This window comes from Lactiplantibacillus plantarum, from assembly GCF_014131735.1.
Classification (GTDB): domain Bacteria; phylum Bacillota; class Bacilli; order Lactobacillales; family Lactobacillaceae; genus Lactiplantibacillus; species Lactiplantibacillus plantarum.
Genome location: NZ_CP039121.1, coordinates 2,065,881 through 2,087,204, shown reverse-complemented (window position 1 = coordinate 2,087,204; position 21,324 = coordinate 2,065,881). Strand labels below are relative to the sequence as shown.

The following is a 21,324-nucleotide window of genomic DNA, read 5'->3' as shown; positions in this document are numbered from 1 at the left end:
ACTTTTTTAATTGCGGTATACTAAAGACAATGCTATGCTAGTTTTAATATCATGGCTGTTGAAGGAGGAATTTTAGGATGATTACACACATTGCGGGCATCATTGCCGCCATTGCGTTCTTATTATTAGTATGCTTTATCGGGATTTTTTTAATGCGGATTACTAAAACGATGGGGGAAGTCAACCGTAGTTTAAATAATATTACGGATGATGTTGACGCCTTGTCACATGAGACTGAAAAAATCATGGCAAATGCCAATGAACTCTTAAAGGATGTTAACGGCAAAGTTGCAACAATTGATCCAGCGTTTCAAGCGATGGGCGACTTAGGTCAGAGCGTCTCTGACTTAAATGCTGCGACTCGAGACTTAACAGCCAAGATTGGCAAGAACAATGAGAAGCGGAGCAAGTTCTCCAGCGCAAGCAAGGTCGGCAAAGCCGCTTTTGATGTCTATCGTAATCGACGTTCAAAAAATAATAGTGAGGAGTCTTAATTATGTCGAAAAAGGGATTCTTATTAGGTGTTGTTTTAGGTGGTGCAGCGATTGCTACCGCCGTTATGAAGATGGATGATGATAAAAAGGCTGAATTGAAAGCTAAAGCACAGCAAGGAATTGCCGATTTTAAGGATCGGGCAATCGACTATGCGTTCTATGCCAACGATGCTGCTGAAGACTTCAAGGCTGAAGCTGGGCAACAATTTGAAGATACAAAGCGAAAAGTGGCCGATTTTGCTGACCAGTATCAAGCCGCTAAGCAGGAAACGGGTGAAAGCTTTGGCTCAAGTCTTGACCAAGCTACGGATAGTTTACGGTCTGAATTAGCTAAGGTCGAAGATGATGAAGGTGATGATGAAGATATCGTCATTGATGGTGGAGCTGCTTATCAAAAAGCTGGCGAGGACGAGAAGACTTCAGCGCCCGTACCAGAATCAGCACCTGCTAAGGACGCAACACCTGCGAAGTCTGATGATGAATCGACAACGGATGAATCGTCACCAGCCAAGTAAGCTGACAGCGATAAGATAGGACACTGAGCAAGTGCTCGGTGTCCTATCTGCTTTTGAGGAGGAATCACATTGTATTCAATCGGAGCGGTCGCCAAAAAGACCGGTATTTCAAGTTATACACTGCGCTATTATGATAAGGCGGGCTTAACGCCCTTTGTGAAGCGTGATAAGCAGGGCCGCCGGGTCTTCAATGATGAAGACTTGGATTCACTGGCATTGATTCGTTGTCTTAAGCAGACCGGGATGCCGTTAGAGGATATTCGACAATTTATTAGTTGGTGTGCCGATGGGGATGGAACGATTGATCAACGGCTAGCAATGTTTGAAGAGCAACGCCAGGCTGTTGAAGCGCAAATCCATCAATCCTTGTTGAATTTGCAAAAAGTCAATCATAAGATTGATGTTTATCGGCGTGCGAGTCAGGCGGGGAGTGAAGCCGCGGTTGACTGTGACGTGCTGCCACTGAAAACGACGGCGGCGCTGTTAGCCGAAGTGGCTGATTATGAAACCGAACATCCGCTACCGGAATAACACTAAAAGCAAGTACCAGTCAACGCTAGGTAAAAAAAGAGGGCCGTCACGGATTATGTCGTGACGGCCTTCTTTGACGTTTTTAATTAAAGATCTAATACTTTTAATTCTTTTGGCGTATGGGTAAATGGCTTAAAGCCTTCCTTAGTAACGACCCCACAGTCTTCGATTCGAACACCAGCTACGCCGGGAATGTAGATCCCAGGTTCTACTGAGAAGCACATGCCTTCAACGAGTGGCATGTGGTTACCAGCCATAATCGAAGGAAATTCGTGGTCAGTTTGGCCGATTCCGTGACCTAACCGGTGAATGAAGTATTCGCCATAGCCCGCTTTGGTGATGATATCGCGTGCGATTTTATCGACATCTTCGGCTGCCATGCCTGGTTTAATGGCTGCCTGAGCAGTCAAGTTGGCTTCCAGACAGACGTCAAAGATTTCCTTTTGCTTGGCACTCGGTTGGCCATAAGCAATTGTCCGGGAAGCATCAGAAGCATAGCCTTCATACATGACGCCGAGGTCGAATAGCACTAATTCATTTGGCTTGACTTGGGTTTCGTTAGTTGCACCATGGGGGTTGGCGGCATGTTCACCAGCTTGGACTAAAGTGTCGAAACTCATTTCCATAATTCCCTTTTTCATTAAGGCATACTGTAATTCGGCAGCAATCTGTTGTTCGGTGCGACCCGCCTTGACAGCAGCAAATCCTTGTTCAAAAGCAAAGTCGGCCCATTTACCGGCAATGTTTAGTTTTTCAAGTTCATCAGCTGTTTTGACCAGCCGTAATTGCTGAATATAAGGTGATAGATCCTTATCGAAGTGGGCAGCTGGAAATTGCTGTTTGAGCGCGGTAAAGCGGTCTAACGTCAAGTTCCCAGTTTCAAGGGCCCAAACTTTAGGATCAGTCAATTGTGCGTGAATGTGATCAGCAATTAGCGCGTATGGATCTTCATGGTCGAGGTAGCCGAAAACTTTGTAAGGCCAGCCCATCTCCTTGATTGCTTCAACTTCGAGAGCGGGTGCAAAGAGAAATGGTTCCGCATCCGCGAAAACAAACAGTGCTAGCGTCCGTTCGTAGGGGTTGCTCTCAAAACCAGTCAAATATGAAATTGTGTGAAAGTTACTGATGTAGGTCACGTCAACGTGATTGTCTTGGGTCCATTGACGGACTTGTTGCAGTTTCGTATAATCTGTCAATTCAAACACTCCTTAGATAAAATAATAGATAATAATACTAGTATAGCGCTGTTGATGATAAAAAGCTGAGAATAATGAGCCCAAAATAACAATCTTCGTGTGGTAAATCTTGCATTTTGAAAACAAGTACGGTATTATTTTCATGAAAGCGATTTCAATAACAATCTTAAGTTGCATTGGAAGCGTAATTTTGCTATATTGGTTGATGTTGCATGAAAACGGATGAAAACATATGATACCAAGCAAGAAAGGGCTATTTTTATATGGAAAAACAAACAGTAACAATTTATGATGTGGCACGCGAAGCGGCGGTTTCAATGGCCACAGTTTCACGAGTCGTCAATGGTAATCCCAACGTTAAACCCGCAACGCGTAAAAAGGTACTAGCTGTCATCGAACGGTTAGATTACCGGCCTAACGCAGTTGCACGAGGGTTAGCAAGTAAGCGTTCAACTACGGTCGGGGTAATCATCCCGGACGTGACCAACATTTATTTTGCGGCGTTAGCACGCGGGATTGATGATATTGCGATGATGTACAAGTACAATATCATTTTAACGAACTCCGATGATGCGGGTGAACAAGAAGTCAACGTGTTGAATACGTTGATGGCTAAGCAAGTTGACGGGGTCATCTTTATGGGTAACCATATTGATGACAAGCTCCGGGCTGAATTCAAACGGGCCAAGGCACCAGTTGTTTTAGCTGGGACGGTTGATCCGAACAATGAAACGCCAAGCGTTAATATCGACTACGCTGCAGCTGTTGAAGAAGTGGTCACTAACTTAATTGCACGTGGTCACAAGAAGATCGCGTTGGCTTTAGGCTCATTGTCACAATCAATCAACGCTGAATACCGACTGACGGGTTACAAACGGGCCTTAACCAAGGCTAAGATTCCGTTTGACGACGCCCTCGTTTATGAAGCGGGCTACTCATATGATGCTGGGCGGAAGTTACAACCAGTCATTGCGGATAGTGGCGCTACTGCGGTATTCGTTGGGGACGACGAAATGGCGGCTGGTCTTATCAACGCAAGTATGGAATCCGGGATCAACGTTCCAGATGACTTGGAAGTTGTGACGAGTAATGATACGATTATTACCCAAATCACGCGTCCAGCCATTACCTCGATTACCCAACCATTATATGATATTGGTGCGGTTGCCATGCGGATGTTAACTAAGTTGATGAACGATAAAGAACTTGACGAGAAGACGGTCACCTTGCCATACGGCATTGTTCGGCGGGGCTCAACCAAGTCTGCTGATTAAGTTCGGTTGTCTGCCAGCTAGTGACGTTGGCATAATTTAGAACGATAGCGTTATACTAGGTTTGGAATATTTATTCCAAGCCTTTTTTGGTTTTGGAATGCGTGAAAGGATGAGTTAAACGGATGACACAACTAATAATGCGGCCACGGCCCGGAAAAATTAAGTTAGGCTTGAAGGCGTCCCAAGCACCCGCACAATTAATGGATCGTTTGCAATACCGGCCCGAAGTATTTGAATTTTTTACGAGTGCCACGGACTTTGAACCGGAAGCATTTCAGACACTTAAAACAGCTGTCCAATTTGTAAAGACAACTGTCACCGAGCAAATTGTGATTCATCACCCTATGAGTTATCAAGGCGTTCATCTTGATCAATTGCTTGATCCACATCGTGAAGCTGCGGCGTACCAATTCCTACAAACGAGTACGGCCCAGTTACTTGCGTTGGCGACGGAATTGGATGTCAAGGTGCTCGTACACGGTGGCTATGGTAGCGACAGTGGGCGCTTGATCGATGAGTATGAGTCCTTGCAGGTTGCACGTGACGTGGTCTTTGAGCGGTTGGATAATTTGGTTCGTCAGGCGAGTGGACATGTCGTGATTGAAAATGGGGTAACGGCAAGTTTTATGTATGGTGATCCCCAGTTAGATGAGCGTATCATTCAGCATCATTATCCGCTGGTTTGTGATTTGAGCCACGTCTTCATTGCGCTGCACGGTGATATGGAATTGACCATGTTGGCTTTGAAGCGGCTGGCTCCACTCATTCAACATTATCATTTGGTTGATTCGATGGGGACGCGGCACGATAGTTTACCTTTAGGGCAGGGACTGATTGACTGGCAGCGGGTGTTACCAGTCCTCAACCCGCACGCTACCATGATTTATGAAGTGCCGGATGAAACGGATGCGACCTGCGCTAACATGTTGAGTAGCTATCACTATCTACGCGCACTCGAACTGCGGTCGATCGAGGGAGGACAAGCGAATGACTAACTTAGTAGTCCATGTCGACGAGCCGGCTAAGGTCGCAACGGCCATAAGCAATGTGCAGAATTTTTTGGCAGCCCGGCCAACTAGTACGGTGGTGGTTGTGGTCAACGGGCCCGCTATCACGACGCTGGTAACTGGTGCCTGGAAGCCATTACAACAGACGTTACCGCAAGTTGAGATTGATGCTTGCCATAATGCCATGGTGAGTCATCAAATGACTGCGGCCCAACTTCCTGCCAGTGTGACGGTCGTTCCCGCTGGTGTGGTGCGAATCGTGGACTTGCAAGCTGTGGGTTACGCATATTTACGGCCATAACACCAGTTTGTCGTGGTTGTGGTTGTCATTAGCAAACTGAAATTTCAAATTTGAAAGAGAGTCCAATAACGAAACTGGTTCATTAGATTTGCAATAAAAATCGCAGAACTTGGACGCCCTTGGTTCTAGTGCTTGAAATCGCTCGCTTTTTTTGCTATCATACTTTACGTATGTTTATCTACTAAACTGAAAATAAATATGAAAGAAGGAGTCACACATGTCAGGACATTCAAAATGGCATAACATTCAAGGACGTAAGAACGCCCAAGATGCTAAACGTGGGAAAGTCTTTCAAAAGATTTCCCGTGAACTTTATATGGCTGTAAAAGCCGGGGGTCCTGATCCAGATTCTAACGCGCAATTGCGGTTAGTTATGGATAAGGCCAAAGCTGCCAACATGCCTAAAGACAATATTAAACGGGCGGTTGATAAAGGTAGTGGCTCCGGTGCGGAGAACTACGAAGAAGTTACTTACGAAGGCTACGGCCCTGGTGGTATCGCCGTTCTGGTTCACGCATTAACTGATAACAAAAACCGGACTGCTGCGGCGGTTCGTTCAGCGTTCACGCATCATGGTGGGGCTTTAGCCGCAACTGGTGCGGTTAGTTACATGTTTGATCGTAAGGGTTACATCGTGATCAGTCGCGAAGATTTAGATACCGACGAAGATACGATGTTGATGGACGTTTTAGATGCTGGTGGCGACGATTTACAATCAAGCGACGAAGCGTTTGAAATTTACACTGATCCTAAACAATTAGCTGCCGTTCGTGATGCCCTCGAAGCTAATGGTTACAAGTTGGAAACAGCTGAATTAACCATGATTCCTGAAAACCTAACGGACGTTCCTGCTGATAAAGTGGAAAAGTTACAACACATGATTGATGAATTGGAAGATAACGACGACGTATCAGAAGTATACGAAGCTGCTAACTACCCAGATTAATGATGAAAAGACGTGGTTCTTTGATGATAAATCAAGAACCACGTTTTTTATTGCTTAAAATATTAGTAAAACAAGTGCGTCGAACAGGCCAGTTTGCTAAAATTAGAGCAGTTGAATACTGAAGGGACGAATAATCATGAATAAAGTAACCGTACTAGGTAGTTTGAATGTTGATTCGATTTTGCGTTTCAAGCGTTTTCCTAAGCCTGGTGAAACGCTACCGCTGACTGGTAAGAGTGTCGCTGGTGGGGGTAAAGGGGCTAACCAAGCCATCGCAGCCGCGCGCGCTGGTGCCCAAACGACTTTTATCGGTAAAGTTGGTACTGATCAGGAAGGGGCCTTTATGGTGCAGCAGTTGACGAATAGTGGTGTTAATGACCAATATGTTCAACATAGCAATGTGGCTAGTACCGGCTCAGCTTTCATCTTGTTAGATAGTAGTAGTGAGAACCGTATCTTAATCGATGGTGGAACTAATCAGCAGGTTACGGCCGAAGATGTCGAACGGGCCCAACCCGCAATTAGCGCTAGTACTTTTTTGATTGCACAGTTTGAAACGCCGATTGCAGCAACGATTCGAGGGTTTGAATTGGCTCAGGCCGCTGGGCAAAAAACGATTTTAAACCCGGCACCAGCTACGACGACGGTGCCCGCAGAATTACTAGCGACGACCGACTTAATTGTTCCTAACGAAACTGAGACGGAAACCTTGACTGGCGTGCACATTACTGATGAGCAATCGATGATTCAGGGCGCACAGAAGTTGCAGGCGCTGGGCGTTGCTAACGTGATCATTACCGTTGGGAGTAAAGGCGCTTTCTGGATGCGCGGTGCTGAGCACGGCTTCGTCCCAGCTTATAAGGTTGAGGCCGTTGACACGACTGCAGCTGGGGACACCTTTATTGGTGCACTCAGTTCGGTCTTAATGCCAGACTTTAGTAATTTGGCCGCTGCGGTACGGTTTGCCAACCGGGCATCTTCGATAGCTGTTCAAAAATTGGGTGCGCAACCATCGATTCCAACTAAGGAAGCCATTGAAGCGGCTGAGCGGGCCTAACGCCTTAATTGGTTTATATCGGGGCGCTTATAACGCCGTATGTTAGGATTGCAAATGAAAATATGCGATGACGAGCTGTTCTGGAAATAATTTGTTATTTCTGGAACAGCTTTTTTGATGCCAAAATAAATGTCATTTTTTTCGTGGAAAGTGGTCGTTGTTACGAAACTAATGATTGAAAGGAGCGTGACCATGATAAATGGTGATTGAAGCAGAGTTGAACGAAATCATTCAGGCAGCCGTGAATCAGCGGGCCAGTGATATTTATTGGTTACCCACGGCAGAAGGGTATCAGGTGTTAGTGCAAGCAGCAGGCAGTTTGCGGGCACTTACTCAGATTACAACTGAGTTGGCCCAGCAATTGATGAATCACATCAAATACCGTAGTAACATGGCGATTAGTGATCATCGGCGGCCCCAATTAGGGGCGATGACGTTAACATTGGCAGAGCAAACTTTAAATTTGCGAATCTCGGCAGTTGGCGACTTTTTGGACCGTGAGTCGTTGGTTGTCCGGTTATTGTATGAAGGTCCGGCCCGAAAATTGAGCTATTTGGTCCCACAGCAACGGCAACAATTGAGTCAATTAATGCGACGAACGGGATTGATCTTATTTTCCGGGCCGATGGGTTCTGGCAAAACTTCCACGATGTATGATCTTGTGCGGCAGCTTCGTGGCCAACGGCTAGTCATGACGATCGAAGATCCGGTTGAAATTTATGAACCACAATTTTTACAACTACAAGTAAACGCACCGGCCCAGATGGCGTATGGCGATTTACTGAAGGTTGGGTTACGCCACCATCCCGACGTCTTTATTATTGGTGAGATTCGTGATGCCGAAACGGCTCGGATTGCGGTACAGGCAGCGCTAAGTGGTCACTTAGTTTTAAGTACTATTCATGCGCGCGGTGTCTACGGGATTATTCCCCGGTTGACGCAATTGGGAGTGGAAGCCGCTGTTTTGGAGCAGGCTTTAACTGCAATGTCCTATCAGCGCCTCGTACCAGTGACGAATGGCAGCGTGGCGACGATTTTCGATACGGTCGTGTTACCGCATGCAATGCCCAAAACGTCGCAAATGATGACTGAAAGGTGGGCGGAGTTAATTGATGAACAATTGGCAGCGGGCCGTCTCGATCATGCGACGGCCAATCAACTTAAGGAAGCGTAAACGGCTTCCGATTGCTATGCAGGCGAAGCTGTTTGAAACGCTAGCCGACTTGCTAGGCAACGGCTTCTCGTTTCAGCAAGCCTTTCAATTTACATTGGATGTAGAAGGACCGGCCTTTCAATCCTTGCAGCCCGCGCTGGGGCGTTTAGCCGCGGGTGATGATTTGTCTATGGCGCTGCGTCCATACATTGCGGTGGACTTGTATTACCAGTTCTTAATTGCTGAGACTCATGGTGAATTACGCCGGACCTTGATGCAGGCAGGTCAATTAATGCGAGCGCGTGCTGAACAGGGACGCCAAATTCGGCGGTTGTTACAGTACCCTTGTCTGCTGTTAATTCTACTGCTGGGAACTTTAGGCACGGTCAAAGCTGCGATTTTACCGAGTCTTGCTCATGGTGGTAATGGTAGTGGGACAATCGCGAATTGGCAATGGTTTAGCGGTATCACGGTCATTACCTTGGTGATTTGCTTATTGCTGGTTGGCCTTCAAGTTAGCCGATTACCCATTCGGCGGCGCTATCAGTGGTTGGCTCAAGTCCCCTTGATTGGTCCCCTGATCAGAAACTACTGTGGTTACTATTTAAGCCTTAATGCGGGTATGCTGCTGACTGGTGGTTTAGGGATTCGTGGCATTTGTGAAGTCAGTCAGCACTTTCAAACTAAGGCGCTGATTTATCAGCAAGGGCAGGTTATCGAACAGGCGTTACTGACTGGGACTTCGTTAGTCACAATTATCCAGGAGGACCGATTATTACCTGATGAGTTAGCACTACTGGTCGGCAAAGAGAGTCCGGCAGAACAGTTAAGTCAGGAATTACTATACTTTGCAACTTTGCAGTACGAACGCTTGATTCGACAGTTGAACCGGATGATTGGTTGGATTCAACCCATCATGTTTGGCATTATTGCACTCGTCGTTGTCGGCACATACTTGAGTTTGTTATTACCGATGTATCAATCAATGGGGGAGATTTTAAAATGACATTATTAATGAAACGCTTGATGAAAAAAACGGCAGCACCACAGCGCGGTTTTACCTTAATTGAAATGGTGATCGTATTGGCGATCATCAGTCTCTTGATGTTGATCGTGGTGCCCAATTTGAATCAACAACGTAAACAGGCGGCTGGTCGCCAACAAGAAGCCCTGACTGAAGTTGTTCAAAATCAGGCTGAAATGTATGCGAATGATACGGGTAAGACCGTCACGGATGACGACGCAATGTTAGAAGAACTTCGGAACAAGGGATATATTAACGATGGTCAATATAAGCAGGCTAAGTCACAGGGCATTAGTCCGGTACGGCCGCAACCACAAAAAGTAGTTGGTGGTTAAGCGACAGGGATTTACCTTAATCGAAACGGTAGCGGTCTTGGCGATCGTGGCTAGTGTGGCGGTGATTGCTGTGCACCGTTTTCCCACACGGCAACGCCAACAGAATGCGGAACAGGCTTTCTGGCGGGAGTTACAAACGATGTGGCAGCAACAGACCTTAACCGCTAGTGTGACGGGTCAGCCCCAGGTCGTGAGCTTTCGTGGCACAGAAGTCGTGACTTGGGGTGGCAAGCGGGGGCGGCCTATCAGTGGCCCACAGTGGCATCTCCCACTGCCTGCAACATTAAAAACAGAGCGCGGTCGTGATATTCAAATCCAGAAAAATGGGCATCCACAGCTAGCAGTGGTTATTTTCAAGTCGCAATTACAGCCGAAGCAGAAAATCAAACTGAATGCTTTGATGGGGTGGGGGGCCTATAAAGTCACACATGTTAAAGACGCGAATGGGTTTTTTGATGATTGAAACGATTACCGCTCTGGGGCTATTGATGGGTGGTTTGATTGGGTTTGAAAGTTTAGAGATTATGATGCAGTCACATGAACGCCAGACCTTGCAGGCGATTCAGACGGCCAGAAAACAATATGAAGACCGGCAACGTCAGCAGCTATTATCCAGGATACCGGAGCAAGCACATGATTAGGCGGCGCGGTTTTACGTTAATTGAAGCCGTTGTGTCGTTAGCAATCGTGGCCGTAGTGCTGACGACACTTTTTCAGGGGCAGCGCAATTTGGCCCGGCGCACCCAAGTGGATTTGCCAACAGTGGATTGGTATTTGATGCTTCACGAGCTTGAAAATCCAGATCACCATTTTGTGGTGGACCATATTTCCGATGAGGGTGGTCTGACGCCGGGAAAAGCCGTTCATTTGGTTAATACGGTCACCGGCAAACAGTATTTATTGACTTATTATCATATCCTACATCGAATCGGATTGCGCCACTATGGTGGTGGTGAAATCAATCTGATGCAGGGCGTTCGGCAATTTCACGTGGCCGATGATTTGACCCTGACGATGACGACTGATAAGGGGATTCATTTTCAAGCCCAATTACTGTTACCAGATCGGAGGACAATGGTAGATGAGGAAGCGACGCGGAACGATCCTGCTTTCGGTGATTAGCTTATTGTTAATTGGTGGGGCGTTTGAAACCCAACGATACGTTAATTTTCAGTCTCGCCAGACGTTATATCGCTTAATTTTACAATCCTATGAGCACCCTTATCAGCATAATTCGCTCCCTTGATTGGTGAGTGAACCCCGTGACTTGAACTTAACGCGTAAAATCAGTAATATGGTTAAGGATTACAGATTTTGCGGGAGGGTGAGTATTCTGGCACAAGCAGAAACCGAGACGCTTTTTCAGGTCTTAGATCAATCAGTTCAAGTTTTGATGCAACAACTATCCGTTTCTTACGTGGATGCGCTCATTGAGACTGGCGATAATTTATTAAGCCAATCTGTACATGTTGAGGATGGCAAGCCAAATCCGGAACAGACGGCAGCTTTAACAAAGCTCTATCAAACGATCGACTTAAAACAATTGGACGCCGAAACAATTCGGCGTGCGCTTCAGTTGGCCTTACTAAAGGCGATTCATAATGATCACGTTGATCCAAACCATCAAATGACACCAGATTCGATTGGACTGTTAACGGCATACTTGATTGCTAAGTTAGTTGGATCGACGACTGATTTGTCAATTTTGGATATTGCTGTCGGGACTGGTAACTTATTAACTACGGTCATAAATCAGTTGCAGACGGACCGGCCACGTCCGATTCAGGGTTACGGAGTCGATAATGATGATAATCAGTTGGCAATCGCCGCGATGAGCATGGATCTCCAACGATCAGCAGTGGAGTTGTTTCATCAAGACGCAATTGATTCCCTGGTCATGCCGAAAACGACCGTTGTAATTGGTGATTTGCCAGTGGGGTACTACCCATTGGATGACCGTGTCCAAGGTTTTCAAACGAAAGCGACGAATGGTCATTCTTACATTCATCATTTGATGATGGAGCAAGCGATGGCTCATTTGTTACCGGGCGGCTGGGGTGTTTTCCTTGTTCCAACGACGATTTTTCAGTCGCAAGAGTCTCAAGGACTGTTAAAATGGATGAGCACTGCGGCTTACCTCCAAGGTCTGTTGAACTTGCCGACTAACCTTTTTCTTGATGAAAAATCACGAAAATCAATTGTTGTTTTACAGAAACATGGACAACGAGCCCACCAAGCAGGTAAAGTATTACTAGGCGACTTTCCATCATTTGAGGATCAACGTGCCTTTCAAGCGTTTACCGCTCAAATTGATGCGTGGGTCGACCAGAATATTATTCGCTAGGAGTGTGTCGTTTGGGGAAGACCATTGCCATCAACGCTGGTAGTTCGACGTTGAAATTTAAGTTATTTGAAATGCCACAGGAACGGGTGATTGCACAGGGCGCTGTTGAACGAATTGGATTCAAAACTTCACCGGTCAATATTCGCTATGGCGTTGATCATCATTACCAAGAGAAAGCCGTAGTCGCGGACCATTTGGCTGCCGTGAATATCGTTTTGGATGAGTTAATTAAATTGCGAATTATTGACTCATATGATGAAATTACTGGGGTCGGTCACCGGGTCGTTGCTGGTGGCGAGCAATTCCATGATTCAGTTTTAATCACTGACCAAGTGCTTAAGCAGATTACGGATCTGGCCGAATATGCGCCATTGCATAATCCGGCTAATGCGGTCGGTATTCGTGCTTTCAAGCGGGTACTACCACATGTGCCCGCGGTCGCTGTCTTTGATACGGCGTTTCATGCAAGTATGCCGGCGGTTAACTATCTATACTCGTTACCGTATGATTACTATCAACGATATGGTGCTCGCAAGTTTGGCGCTCATGGAACGAGCCATCGCTACGTCGCGGTGCGAGCAGCTAAATTATTGGGCCGACCGCTCGAAACGTTGAAGCTGATTACGTTGCATTTAGGTGCGGGAAGTTCGATTACGGCGATTGATCATGGACAGTCACTAGATACCTCGATGGGATTTACGCCGTTAGCTGGTATTACAATGGCAACGCGCTCGGGCGATGTGGATCCGTCGCTGGTTGCTTATCTCATGAAAAAGCTTAATATTAGCGATCCTGATGAAATATTAACGATTTTGAATACGCAGTCAGGCTTACTGGGGCTAGCTGGTTCTGCAGATATGCAGGAGCTCGAGGCACGTTATGATGAGGACTCACAGGCTCAGTTAGCTATTGATATTTTTGTCAATCGGATCGTTAAGTATGTCGGTGCTTATTTGGCTGAGCTACAAGGTGCGGATGCATTAGTGATAACGGCTGGTATCGGTGAACGGGATGCACGGATGCGACAACGAATCGCGGATCGGTTGACCTACTTTGGCGTCGCGATTGACCCGACTAAGAATCAAGTCAGTGGTGTCGAACGGGACCTGAGTACGACCGATGCGAAGATTCGGACGTTACTCATTCCTACTGATGAAGAACTTATGATTGCCCGCGATGTTGAGCGCGTGGCTCAGAATCAGTGATCAGCATCGTTTCAATATGATTAAGGTTGTAAAGAGGCACGCGGATGAAAATCCGGGTGCTTTTTTAGATGCTGAAGTGAAAGTTATTCATGTTAGTATGCGTTGCCTTCACTTTATTCACGTAGCGGGAGCGTTCACTGGTTTAGTCAACTAACAAAGCTGAATCCCAGCCATGCAAGTTAGCAAACGCTTACGCGTACATAAGATGAATTTCGCTAGCAAGCAATGGTATAGTCCAATCATGTGATTTTCTTAAGCGTGGCCTTTTGAATGCTAGGAATTTGGCCGCTATAATAATTTCAAGGGGAGTGCAAAGATAATGACGAAAGAAAATTCACAGCCTGCGACGGAACAACTCTCGCGAGGCTTAAAAAGCCGCCATGTTCAATTAATTGCCATCGGCGGCACGATTGGGACCGGACTGTTCTTAGGGGCCGGTCAATCTATCCACTTGGCGGGGCCAGCGATCCTGATCGCATACTTAGTGACCGGTTTAGTGTGCTTTTTATTAATGCGGGCGTTAGGTGAACTACTGTTATCTGACCTTCATACGCATTCTTATATTGATTTTATTAAGCAATACTTAGGTGATAAGACCGGCTTTGTGGCTGGATGGACGTATTGGGTTTGCTGGATCACGATTGCGATGGCCGAAATTACGGCTGCTGGTGAGTATATGCAGTTTTGGTGGCCTAGGTTACCGCAATGGCTTCCGGGGCTGATTATCTTGATTTTATTGCTGGGCTTGAATTCTATTAATGTCTCAGCGTTCGGTGAAACTGAATTTTGGTTTGCGATTATTAAGATCGCTGCTATCTTGGCATTAATTGCTGTTGGGATTGGCATGGTCTTGTTTAGCGTTAAGACCCCTGTGGGCCACGCCAGCTTAACCAATTTGGTTAGTTATGGCGGTTTTATGCCACACGGAATCAAAGGCTTAGTGCTTTCCTTCCAGATGGTCCTGTTCAGTTTTATTGGGATCGAGATGGTCGGCATGACAGCTTCTGAGACGGCTGATCCGAAGACGGTGATTCCCAAAGCAATCAATGATATTCCCGTGCGGATCATTCTGTTTTATGTTGGGTCACTATTCTTTCTAATGTGTATGTACCCGTGGCAATACTTTTCAGCGGCACACAGCCCGTTCGTACAAGTATTCACCAATTTGGGAATTCGTTCAGCGGCTGCGATTATCAACTTCGTAGTGCTCACGGCGGCCGCTTCTAGTTGTAATAGTGCGTTATTCAGTACCGGGCGGATGTTATTCTCACTAACGTATGATGGCAAAAGCAAGTTTGCCAAACGAATGGGGACACTATCGACCCGCCAAGTTCCCCGCAATGCGTTATGGTTCTCGACTCTGGTGATTGGGTTGTCAGTAATTCTAAACTTACTGATGCCTGGGAAAGTCTTCTCGCTGATTGCGAGTGTATCGACTACTTGTTTTATCTTTATTTGGGGCGCAATCGTCGTCGCACATATCAAGTATCGACGTCAAGCGGGCAGTCAGGCTAAAGTGAAATTCCGGATGCCACTGTTTCCGTTATCTGATTACTTCATTCTAGTGTTCTTAGCTTTTATCGCTGTTGTTCTCTGTCTGAAGTTTGAAACGTTAATCGCGTTACTCGTGTCAGCGGTCTGGGTGGTTGGCTTATACATTGTCAAGATCGTTAGTGACCGAATTCGTCAACGGACACACGACTAGTCAGCAATAACCAGGAGTGCTGATTGGCTATCAAGTAGGTTAACTAATGGGATTTATGAAGTGCACTTAACTCTGCCGATTGCAGTTAAGTGCACTTTTTGACGATATTAGCTAGATTTGTGAATATGGGTTGGTCATAAAACATGGTTCCAGTGCTGACAAAGCAATAAACTTAAAACTGTTCTAGTGTCTTTTAGAACGGTGCGCGGTACAATGATAAATGACTAACGCGTTGTGTCAGGTGTTCTTTAAAATGGTTCATGATTAATACGTGCTGTTCAGTAAGTGCCAAAACTGTCAGCTTTGACTCGGTGGAAACGGTTTGTTTAGTATAAACTTGCCGAGTTAGTGTGCCATATGATGACTGACAGTCGTAATAGGATTCGAATGACTGACATGGGTACATGCTGACGAACGGATAAGTCAGCTTTTCAAGCAAAAGTCATGAAATTCGCTAGACATGACACATCCGATTGATGTTACAAATGTAAATATACGAATAAGAGGTTTGAACGATGCAATATTTTACGTCCGACACACATTTTTATCATGCTGATTTGTTGGGGGACAACGACTTTGCGCCCCGGCTATTTCCAGATGTAGAGACAATGAACCAAGCGATTGTTGACCATTGGAATGCCCGTGTGACGGATCAGGATACAGTCTATCATTTAGGCGATGTTGCGCTGTATTTTACGCGACCAGCGAAATTGTCTTATGAGCGGGTTTTTGCACTCTTAGCACAGTTAAATGGCAAAATCATTTTTATAAAGGGAAACCATGATTCACGGGCCTTCTTTAAGTATTTGGCTGCTCATGATCCACAGTTGAATGGTCAACCGAAGTTTGAATTTCACGACGTGGGGGTACTGATTAAGTACGACCACCGCCAATACTATATGACGCACTACCCAATGATGATGGGGATCGTCAAACAAATTATCAATTTGCACGGGCATATTCATCATTATGCCGTCAACGTCAAGGAGAACATCAACGTGGGTGTCGATACACCAGAAGTCGATTACTTGGACCATCCGGTGCCCTTTGGAACGCCATTTTCACTGGCCGAGATCGAGCAGATGGTTGACGGTAAAGCCATTGATTTTGCCAAGCGCCAGTAAGCGAGTGCTTGACCGACTTTGGTGAATGCTTTAGGATTAACAAAGACAACGATTGAGGGGCGATTGACCGTGGACGAGCAAGTCACGATTCTGCATACCAATGATATTCATTCGCATTTTGAAAACTGGCCACGTATTCAACGGTATTTATTAACCGAACGTGAGCAGCGCCGGCAATCTGGAAGCCATGTGATCACGGTTGACCTCGGCGACGCGGTTGATCGTGCCCATCCACTCTCAGAAGCCACTCAAGGGCAGGCCAACGTGGCGTTATTGAACGCGATTGGCTATGATGCGGTTACGATTGGCAATAATGAAGGACTGGGTTTAACGCACGCGGCCTTAAACCGGTTGTATGACCGCGCCAACTTTGATGTTGTTCTCGGTAATTTGACAGATACTGCAACGCAACGACCGCCGCAGTGGGCATTACCAGCTAAAATCATTACAACTGCACGGGGGACACGAGTCTTGTTGCTGGCATTTACGGCACCGTTTACGTTGACTTACCCGTTGAACGGTTGGACGCCGGCCAGTGTTAAGACGCGATTCCCAGAGTTGTTACGACAATATGCAGGGCAATATGATGTCTTAATCGTGATGTCCCACCTTGGTATCAATGTCGATCGGTGGTTAGCAAAACAGTTTCCGGTGATCGATGTTGTTATTGGCAGTCATACGCATCATTTACTGGTGAACGGTGAACTGAAAAATGGGGTCCTGATAGCGGCAGCTGGAAAATACGGTGAGTATATTGGGCGAATTGAACTGACGATTGATCATCAACATCACGTTAAAGCGGCCGCGGCGCATACCGTTGCCACGGCCAGCTTACCAATTGTGGCCGGTGATGAAACGTTGATTACTGGCTGGGAGCAACAGGGTGAAACGTTACTCACGCGGCAAGTTGTTGCGAAGGTGCCGACGCAGCTGCGGCCACATTGGCACCATGCAAGTGATTTGACGGCCCTCGGGCTAGCGGCCATTACGGACTATGCCAAAACTGATCTAGGTATGTTGAACGGTGGCCTGTTCATGCGGGATCTTCCCGCAGGCATGGTCAACCGAAATGATTTACATACCATGCTACCTCACGCGATGCATGTTATTCGAGTGACGTTAACTGGTGAAGCATTGTGGCGCTTAGTCTATGAGATGGAGTTAGTTCGCCCGTTTTTGAACAAATTTCCGATTAAAGGAATGGGATTTCGTGGTCAAGTCTTTGGTTATATCCAGTACCAGGGCCTCACGTGGAAAACGGGACAGCATACATTACTAGTGAATGGTCAGCCGGTCAATCGGCAACAAACGTACCAGATTGCGTTATTAGATCATGATTTATTCATTCCGTTTTTCCCGACCATTAATATCAGTGGTCGAACTGAGATATTATTTGAAGCCATGTTAAGAACGGTTGTTGGCGATTACTTAATGCGTCGATGGCCGGTTAAATAAGAGAAAGGTGGTGTCAATGTGAATCGCGAACATATTGATGAACTAGCTGAACAACAAGCGGAACGGCGGCGCAATTTGTATCATGGATTACGAACTGATAAGACCCACTTTGAAGTTAGCAAGCACCCGTTTGAAATCGTGTACGATTATCGCCAAGGGTTTGACCTCGACAAGTTCGTTGAGCGCTACAGCTCAATTTTAAATAAATATGATTATATTGTCGGTGATTGGGGCTTTGAACAGTTACGGTTAAAAGGTTTTTTCCGTGATGATATGAAAGATGTCCAGCGCTCACAGACGATTGGGGCGGTCCAAGACTATCTGTACGAATATTGTAATTTTGGTTGCGCCTATTTTATCATTAAAAACGAACGGGTCATTAAACCTAAGCGTACCAGTCGCTCACGTAAGGATGATCGGCGGGGAAAGAAAAACACTAATAGTCGGCAATCCCGAGCGCGGAGTAACCGTAACAGTAGTCGCAGCAAACAACGGCGGAAGTCTCATAGCTTCACCACTAAGCAGAAGGCCGCACCGTTTACTGAAAAGCGGCGGCAACCGGCGAAAGTTACGGCCGGTAATGGTAAGCAAGCGCAAACAACGAAGCAGAGTAGTGGTAAACGCCACTTTACGATTCGACAAAAGTAGGAACAGAGAGAGGTATTTTGATTGGGTAAGTACAAGGGTTATTTAATTGATTTAGATGGAACAGTTTATCGTGGTCGGGAACGTATTCCTGCTGCTAAACGGTTTATTGAACGACTACAGGCTAGTCAGACTGATTTTTTATTGGTCACGAATAACACGACTAAATCACCAGAAGATGTGGCTGCAAACTTAGCGAACAATCACGATATTCATGTGAGTCCTGCGAATGTTTATACGGCAGCGTTAGCGACTGCAGACTATGTTAATGACCTTGCAGGTGATGGTGATAAAACGATGTACGTCATCGGGGAACTTGGCTTGAAGGGTGCAATGTTGGAAAAGGGCTTCAAGTTCGATGAGCGCACACCTAGATTCGTAATCGTTGGTTTAGACTATGATGCGACCTACCATAAATTTGAACTTGCTACGCTGGCAATTAAGCGGGGGGCTAAGTTCATTGGCACCAACGCGGATACTAATCTTCCAAATGAGCGGGGGCTAGTGCCAGGTGCTGGTTCAGTAATTGCGATGGTCGAACGGGCCACCCAACAACGTGCAACTTACATTGGTAAGCCGGAGACAATTATTATGCAGAAAGCGGTCGACCGGATTGGTCTCGATAAGCACGATTGTGTGATGGTTGGTGACAATTATATGACGGATATCTCAGCGGCAATTAACTTTGGGATTGACTCCTTATTGGTGTATACCGGTGTCTCTACCCCTGAACTAGTGGCACAACAGGCCGTCAAACCAACTAATGAGATCAATTCTTTGGACGAATGGGACCTAGACGATGGTGTGGCTAAATAAATTTAAAAATGCGGCTCAGTGGCTGAGTTTATACTTATGGTTAGTGAGTGGCACGATAATTGTAACAATCAACGCGAGCTGGTTGTATTTTGCCAATGCGGTTGGTCAAAAGTTAGGCGCAACTGTGAATTTGACATTGGGACGGCTGATGACGAACTACTATCAGCTGTTAGCATATCTTAACTTTCCGTGGGTACCCAAATTAACTATGAACGATTTTACGGATTCGACGAGTGCGTTGGTTCACTTTGCGGATGTGAAGAATCTATTTATGCTTGATTACGGTGTGTTTATCGTCACGAGTGTTGTGGTCTATTTTTTTTGGCAGCGACTACGACGTGATCGACAATTGTGGCGGTTAGTATTACCGATGCAGACAGCCCTCTGGGTACCACCAGTAGTGACCGTTATAATGGCTATCAATTTTGATCAGTTCTTTATCATGTTCCATAAGATCTTATTTCGCAATTCGGACTGGTTGTTCGATCCACTATTGGACCGAATCATTTTGGTCTTGCCGGATACGTTCTTCGGTCAGTGCTTTGTTCTAGCGTTTATCCTGATTGAGTGGTCTTTTTTTTACTTACTCAGTATCGGCAGACAAGCGTTACGTGAAGCGGATTAATGAAGAGTATTTACAGTGGACACTGCATTTTAAGTTAGATTATAAAAGGCCGGTCAGCTATTATTAGCTGATCGGCCTTTTATAATTGGATTAATCTTCGTTTTCAGTTGGATGGCTAAAGCGTGCGCGGATAGCAGAGAAGACAGCTGGAATCAGTGAAACCAGGATGATTCCAATGACAACCATCGAAAAGTGTTCCTTAACGAACGGGATATTACCGAAGTAGTAGCCACCACCACAACAGAGAATGACCCACAGGACACAGCCGATAACGTTGTAGCGAATGAATTGTTGATACTTCATTCGCGAACTGGCAGCTACAAATGGGACAAAGGTTCGGATGATTGGCATGAAGCGTGCGATGGTCACGGTGATGCCACCATGTTTTTCGAAGAATTTTTCGGACTTTGCCAGCTGTTTTTGATTGATCAGTCTACCAAACCAGGATGTTTCAGTTAGGCGTTCTCCTAGGGAATGACCAATATAGAAGTTAAGTGAGTCGCCCGCCAAAGCTGCCACCAAGAAGAGAATGACAAAAGTCCAGATATGTAAGCCATAGGTTGGATTAGCGGCGAGTGCGCAAGCTGCAAATAAAAGGGAGTCACCGGGAAGAAATGGTAAAATGACCGCGCCAGTCTCAATGAAGATGATGGCAAAGAGAATTAGGTAGGTCCAGATTCCAAAACTATTCACGATGGTGACTAAGTGCTGGTCAATGTGCAACACAAAATCGATTAAAAAACTCATGGTTACCTCCAAGTAATGTGAAATTAATCCTATCTAGGTTACCAGAAAATCAGTGGAAATACTATGCTTAGTCGCTAATCGCAAGAAATCCTTACAAATGGCTAGCATTTAATCGAGTTCTCTTGTATTATCAAGATAATCTTAATAGAAAACGGGTGATTTTGTGGCATTTCCACAATTAGATTTAAGTCAGGTCGATGGACCAAAAGCAACAATCAAAACTAACTTTGGTGATATTAAGGTTCAACTATTTCCAAAGCAGGCCCCCAAGAGTGTTGAAAACTTTGTTGGTTTAGCTCAGAAGGGTTACTACGATGGCATTATCTTCCACCGGGTCATTCCTGATTTTATGATTCAGGGTGGTGATCCAACCGGTACCGGGATGGGTGGCGAAAGTTTGTGGGGTAAACCATTTGAAGATGAATTCTCACAAGAGGTTTTCAACTTGCGAGGGGCATTATCAATGGCCAACGCTGGTCCTAATACGAACGGTAGCCAATTCTTTATCGTTCAAAAGCCACAATTAGATGCTGGGATGAGTGATCAGATGAAGCAAGCTGGTTATCCGGAAGAAATCGTGACTGCGTATGGCAATGGTGGCACGCCCTGGCTAGATTTCCGGCACACTGTTTTTGGTGCAGTTAGTGATGGGATGGATATCGTTGATAAGATTGCGGCCACTGAGACTGGTATGCAGGATAAACCAGTGAAGGATGTTGTGATCGAAACAATTACAATTGAAGATTAGTTAGTTTGAAAGAAATCTGCGGCTGCGGGTTTCTTTTTTTGCAATTACGATTTTGCAATCCGCTGTATTCAGGTTAT

25 protein-coding genes are annotated in these 21,324 nt (G+C 45.9%); 23 read left to right on the top strand and 2 right to left on the bottom strand.

Features of this window, described 5'->3' with window-relative positions; translation table 11 throughout:
- Positions 1-77: 77 nt before the first annotated feature.
- The 3 genes from E5260_RS09790 (at position 78) to E5260_RS09780 (ending at position 1,540) form a co-directional block, all read left to right on the top strand.
- Positions 78-494 carry a DUF948 domain-containing protein gene (locus E5260_RS09790; protein ID WP_003641537.1) on the top strand — a complete coding sequence of 139 codons (417 nt, stop codon included), beginning with the start codon at positions 78-80 and terminating at the stop codon, positions 492-494.
- A 2-nt stretch (positions 495-496) separates the two neighbouring features.
- A complete protein-coding gene (locus E5260_RS09785; RefSeq protein WP_003641538.1) occupies positions 497-1,009 on the top strand; it encodes a YtxH domain-containing protein in 513 nt (170 codons plus the stop codon).
- 69 nt (positions 1,010-1,078) lie between these two features.
- Positions 1,079-1,540 (top strand): MerR family transcriptional regulator, encoded by a 462-nt coding sequence (locus E5260_RS09780; RefSeq protein ID WP_003641539.1) that lies wholly within the window; start codon positions 1,079-1,081, stop codon positions 1,538-1,540.
- An 86-nt stretch (positions 1,541-1,626) separates the two neighbouring features.
- Here E5260_RS09780 and E5260_RS09775 read toward each other — a convergent pair whose 3' ends face one another.
- The gene (locus E5260_RS09775; RefSeq protein ID WP_003644630.1) at positions 1,627-2,736 is read right to left on the bottom strand and encodes a M24 family metallopeptidase; all 1,110 of its coding nucleotides are present in this window, start codon (positions 2,734-2,736) and stop codon (positions 1,627-1,629) included.
- A 263-nt stretch (positions 2,737-2,999) separates the two neighbouring features.
- On the opposite strand from E5260_RS09775, the gene ccpA reads away from it, so the two are divergent.
- From ccpA to E5260_RS09680, 19 genes are all read left to right on the top strand, one after another.
- Positions 3,000-4,010, top strand: coding sequence for a catabolite control protein A (gene ccpA / locus E5260_RS09770; protein WP_003641542.1), 1,011 nt, complete (start codon positions 3,000-3,002; stop codon positions 4,008-4,010).
- 122 nt (positions 4,011-4,132) lie between these two features.
- The gene (locus E5260_RS09765) at positions 4,133-5,005 is read left to right on the top strand and encodes a sugar phosphate isomerase/epimerase family protein (protein ID WP_003641543.1); all 873 of its coding nucleotides are present in this window, start codon (positions 4,133-4,135) and stop codon (positions 5,003-5,005) included.
- A complete protein-coding gene (locus tag E5260_RS09760; RefSeq protein ID WP_003641544.1) occupies positions 4,998-5,318 on the top strand; it encodes a DsrE family protein in 321 nt (106 codons plus the stop codon). The genes E5260_RS09765 and E5260_RS09760 overlap by 8 nt, the downstream gene beginning before the upstream one ends.
- A 217-nt stretch (positions 5,319-5,535) precedes the next feature.
- A complete protein-coding gene (locus tag E5260_RS09755; RefSeq protein ID WP_003641545.1) occupies positions 5,536-6,264 on the top strand; it encodes a YebC/PmpR family DNA-binding transcriptional regulator in 729 nt (242 codons plus the stop codon).
- Positions 6,265-6,400: 136 nt separating this feature from the next.
- Positions 6,401-7,321 carry a ribokinase gene (rbsK, locus tag E5260_RS09750; protein WP_003641546.1) on the top strand — a complete coding sequence of 307 codons (921 nt, stop codon included), beginning with the start codon at positions 6,401-6,403 and terminating at the stop codon, positions 7,319-7,321.
- A gap of 199 nt (positions 7,322-7,520) precedes the next feature.
- The gene (gene comGA, locus E5260_RS09745; protein ID WP_003641547.1) at positions 7,521-8,495 is read left to right on the top strand and encodes a competence type IV pilus ATPase ComGA; all 975 of its coding nucleotides are present in this window, start codon (positions 7,521-7,523) and stop codon (positions 8,493-8,495) included.
- A complete protein-coding gene (locus tag E5260_RS09740) occupies positions 8,434-9,480 on the top strand; it encodes a type II secretion system F family protein (RefSeq protein WP_015640611.1) in 1,047 nt (348 codons plus the stop codon). Before comGA ends, E5260_RS09740 begins: the two co-directional genes overlap by 62 nt.
- A complete protein-coding gene (comGC, locus tag E5260_RS09735; protein WP_003641549.1) occupies positions 9,477-9,833 on the top strand; it encodes a competence type IV pilus major pilin ComGC in 357 nt (118 codons plus the stop codon). Before E5260_RS09740 ends, comGC begins: the two co-directional genes overlap by 4 nt.
- Positions 9,823-10,296, top strand: coding sequence for a type II secretion system protein (locus E5260_RS09730; RefSeq protein ID WP_003644628.1), 474 nt, complete (start codon positions 9,823-9,825; stop codon positions 10,294-10,296). Before comGC ends, E5260_RS09730 begins: the two co-directional genes overlap by 11 nt.
- Complete coding sequence (locus tag E5260_RS09725) at positions 10,289-10,474, top strand: hypothetical protein (RefSeq protein ID WP_003641551.1); 186 nt, start codon at positions 10,289-10,291, stop codon at positions 10,472-10,474. The genes E5260_RS09730 and E5260_RS09725 overlap by 8 nt, the downstream gene beginning before the upstream one ends.
- Positions 10,467-10,955: a type II secretion system protein gene (locus E5260_RS09720; protein WP_003641552.1), complete on the top strand. Its 489-nt coding sequence runs from the start codon at positions 10,467-10,469 to the stop codon at positions 10,953-10,955. Before E5260_RS09725 ends, E5260_RS09720 begins: the two co-directional genes overlap by 8 nt.
- A 172-nt stretch (positions 10,956-11,127) precedes the next feature.
- On the top strand, positions 11,128-12,177 hold the full coding sequence (locus E5260_RS09715; RefSeq protein ID WP_003641554.1) for a class I SAM-dependent methyltransferase: 1,050 nt from the start codon (positions 11,128-11,130) through the stop codon (positions 12,175-12,177).
- Between the two features lie 11 nt (positions 12,178-12,188).
- A complete protein-coding gene (locus E5260_RS09710; protein WP_003641555.1) occupies positions 12,189-13,382 on the top strand; it encodes an acetate/propionate family kinase in 1,194 nt (397 codons plus the stop codon).
- Between the two features lie 319 nt (positions 13,383-13,701).
- Complete coding sequence (locus E5260_RS09705; RefSeq protein ID WP_003641557.1) at positions 13,702-15,087, top strand: amino acid permease; 1,386 nt, start codon at positions 13,702-13,704, stop codon at positions 15,085-15,087.
- A 515-nt stretch (positions 15,088-15,602) separates the two neighbouring features.
- Positions 15,603-16,211, top strand: a complete 609-nt coding sequence (locus E5260_RS09700; RefSeq protein WP_003641558.1) for a metallophosphoesterase — start codon at positions 15,603-15,605, stop codon at positions 16,209-16,211.
- Positions 16,212-16,280: 69 nt separating this feature from the next.
- Positions 16,281-17,666 (top strand): bifunctional metallophosphatase/5'-nucleotidase, encoded by a 1,386-nt coding sequence (locus tag E5260_RS09695; protein WP_025015689.1) that lies wholly within the window; start codon positions 16,281-16,283, stop codon positions 17,664-17,666.
- A gap of 18 nt (positions 17,667-17,684) precedes the next feature.
- Positions 17,685-18,314: a YutD family protein gene (locus E5260_RS09690; RefSeq protein ID WP_003641560.1), complete on the top strand. Its 630-nt coding sequence runs from the start codon at positions 17,685-17,687 to the stop codon at positions 18,312-18,314.
- 21 nt (positions 18,315-18,335) lie between these two features.
- Entirely contained in the window at positions 18,336-19,127 is a 792-nt protein-coding gene (locus E5260_RS09685) for a TIGR01457 family HAD-type hydrolase (protein ID WP_003641561.1), read from the top strand.
- A complete protein-coding gene (locus E5260_RS09680) occupies positions 19,111-19,752 on the top strand; it encodes a TIGR01906 family membrane protein (protein ID WP_003641562.1) in 642 nt (213 codons plus the stop codon). The genes E5260_RS09685 and E5260_RS09680 overlap by 17 nt, the downstream gene beginning before the upstream one ends.
- Before the next feature lie 90 nt (positions 19,753-19,842).
- On the opposite strand, the gene E5260_RS09675 is transcribed toward E5260_RS09680, so the two are convergent.
- Complete coding sequence (locus tag E5260_RS09675) at positions 19,843-20,499, bottom strand: VTT domain-containing protein (RefSeq protein ID WP_003641563.1); 657 nt, start codon at positions 20,497-20,499, stop codon at positions 19,843-19,845.
- Positions 20,500-20,662: 163 nt separating this feature from the next.
- On the opposite strand from E5260_RS09675, the gene E5260_RS09670 reads away from it, so the two are divergent.
- Positions 20,663-21,247 carry a peptidylprolyl isomerase gene (locus tag E5260_RS09670; RefSeq protein WP_003641564.1) on the top strand — a complete coding sequence of 195 codons (585 nt, stop codon included), beginning with the start codon at positions 20,663-20,665 and terminating at the stop codon, positions 21,245-21,247.
- The last annotated feature ends 77 nt before the right edge of the window (positions 21,248-21,324 follow it).